Annotated in this window: 2 tRNA genes and 2 rRNA genes (1 of these 4 cut by a window edge); all 4 read right to left on the bottom strand. The window is 50.4% G+C overall.

The features are described 5' to 3' along the window. Window positions 1–258, bottom strand: a 23S ribosomal RNA gene (locus tag NSTC745_RS00020); it reaches 2,568 nt to the left of the window's first position. Window positions 259–427: 169 nt separating this feature from the next. Next, window positions 428–500 (bottom strand) — tRNA-Ala (locus NSTC745_RS00015). Between the two features lie 86 nt (window positions 501–586). Then, a tRNA-Ile gene (locus NSTC745_RS00010) sits at window positions 587–660 on the bottom strand. A 122-nt stretch (window positions 661–782) separates the two neighbouring features. Continuing rightward, a 16S ribosomal RNA gene (locus NSTC745_RS00005) occupies window positions 783–2,271 on the bottom strand. The 16S and 23S rRNA genes sit together here with 2 tRNA genes alongside, the layout of an rRNA operon. Between the last annotated feature and the right edge of the window lie 229 nt (window positions 2,272–2,500).

Below are 2,500 nucleotides of genomic sequence, written 5' to 3'. Positions count from 1 at the left end.
TAGGCTTTTCCCCGTTCGCTCACCACTACTTAGGGAATCTCTGTTTGATTTCTCTTCCTCCAGCTACTAAGATGTTTCAATTCGCTGGGTTGGCTCTTGACTGCCTATATATTCAGCAGCTAGTATTTAGGGTTGCCCCATTCGGATATCTCCGGCTCAATGTTTGCTTCCAACTCCCCGGAGCATTTCGTCGGTAACCACGTCCTTCTTCGCCTCTGTGTGCCTAGGTATCCACCGTCAGCTCTTATTAGCTTGACCACTATCTTTGCAAACACTTACAATCACAATTTATGTCTGTGTCTGCCTGCTTCGCATTCCTATGCAGTTTTCAAGGTTCTGGCTGAGATTTTACCCAGCAGTCTGGCAAAATGCCTTGTTGCTGAATTTTATCTCTGTTTTGATAGCTGAAGCTCCCACGCTCTCAAGGTGGAGGTTAGCGGACTCGAACCGCTGACATCCTGCTTGCAAAGCAGGCGCTCTACCAACTGAGCTAAACCCCCTCGAACAATTAAAAATTCAAAATTGAGAATTAAAAATTAAAGAACTTATCTTACATTTTTAATTTCACATTTTTAATTGATTCAGGTGGGCCATCCTGGACTCGAACCAGGGACCTCACCCTTATCAGGGGTGCGCTCTAACCACCTGAGCTAATAGCCCATAATTGAACCAAATCATAGTTTGAAAGCTTTTAACAAGTGTCTGCGACCGACCTAGGAATGACCATCTTTATATCTATTAACTGTGTGTCCTCGATATCAAAGTTGGGTAGGTCTCCCTATAAAGGAGGTGATCCAGCCACACCTTCCGGTACGGCTACCTTGTTACGACTTCACCCCAGTCACCAGCACTGCCTTAGGCATCCTCCCCCACGAATGGTTGGAGTAATGACTTCGGGCGTTGCCAGCTTCCATGGTGTGACGGGCGGTGTGTACAAGGCCCGGGAACGAATTCACTGCAGTATGCTGACCTGCAATTACTAGCGATTCCTCCTTCACGAAGGCGAGTTGCAGCCTTCGATCTGAACTGAGCCACGGTTTATGGGATTAGCTTGCTATCGCTAGCTTGCTGCCCTCTGTCCGTAGCATTGTAGTACGTGTGTAGCCCAAGGCGTAAGGGGCATGCTGACTTGACGTCATCCCCACCTTCCTCCGGTTTGTCACCGGCAGTCTCTCTAGAGTGCCCAACTTAATGCTGGCAACTAAAAACGAGGGTTGCGCTCGTTGCGGGACTTAACCCAACATCTCACGACACGAGCTGACGACAGCCATGCACCACCTGTGTTCGCGCTCCCGAAGGCACTCCCGCCTTTCAGCAGGATTCGCGACATGTCAAGCCTTGGTAAGGTTCTTCGCGTTGCATCGAATTAAACCACATACTCCACCGCTTGTGCGGGCCCCCGTCAATTCCTTTGAGTTTCACACTTGCGTGCGTACTCCCCAGGCGGGATACTTAACGCGTTAGCTACGGCACGGCTCGGGTCGATACAAGCCACGCCTAGTATCCATCGTTTACAGCTAGGACTACTGGGGTATCTAATCCCATTCGCTCCCCTAGCTTTCGTCCCTCAGTGTCAGTTGCGGCCTAGCAGAGCGCCTTCGCCACCGGTGTTCTTCCTGATCTCTACGCATTTCACCGCTACACCAGGAATTCCCTCTGCCCCGAACGCACTCTAGCCGTGTAGTTTCCACTGCCTTTACGAAGTTGAGCTTCGCTCTTTGACAGCAGACTTACACAGCCACCTGCGGACGCTTTACGCCCAATCATTCCGGATAACGCTTGCATCCTCCGTATTACCGCGGCTGCTGGCACGGAGTTAGCCGATGCTGATTCCTCAGGTACCGTCATTGTGTTCTTCCCTGAGAAAAGAGGTTTACAACCCAAGAGCCTTCCTCCCTCACGCGGTATTGCTCCGTCAGGCTTTCGCCCATTGCGGAAAATTCCCCACTGCTGCCTCCCGTAGGAGTCTGGGCCGTGTCTCAGTCCCAGTGTGGCTGGTCATCCTCTCAGACCAGCTACCGATCGTCGCCTAGGTAGGCTCTTACCCCACCTACTAGCTAATCGGACGCGAGCTCATCTTCAGGCAGCAAGCCTTTCACCTCTCGGCACATCCGGTATTAGCCACCGTTTCCAGTGGTTGTCCCAGACCTGAAGCTAGATTCTCACGCGTTACTCACCCGTCCGCCACTAACTCCGAAGAGTTCGTTCGACTTGCATGTGTTAAGCATACCGCCAGCGTTCATCCTGAGCCAGGATCAAACTCTCCGTTTTGATGAATCGTTTGTAGCTCAATAGCTGCGCTTTTTTAACCTCAGCTTGGTTATCTTATTTACTTGACGCTGACCACTTGTTGTATAATGGCTTTCAAACTATAATATTTTCATGGTTCGGTGTCCTGGCGGCGTCGCTTTTTCGCTTCGCTCTCTCAGGCACTTATTCAATATAGCGAACCAATTTAAGAGTGTCAACCACTTCGACAACTTTTTTTTGGCCTTTTTTT

It is taken from the genome of Nostoc sp. DSM 114161, from assembly GCF_052692665.1.
Note: the sequence above shows the minus strand (reverse complement) of the source record. Positions and strands in the feature narration are given on the sequence as shown.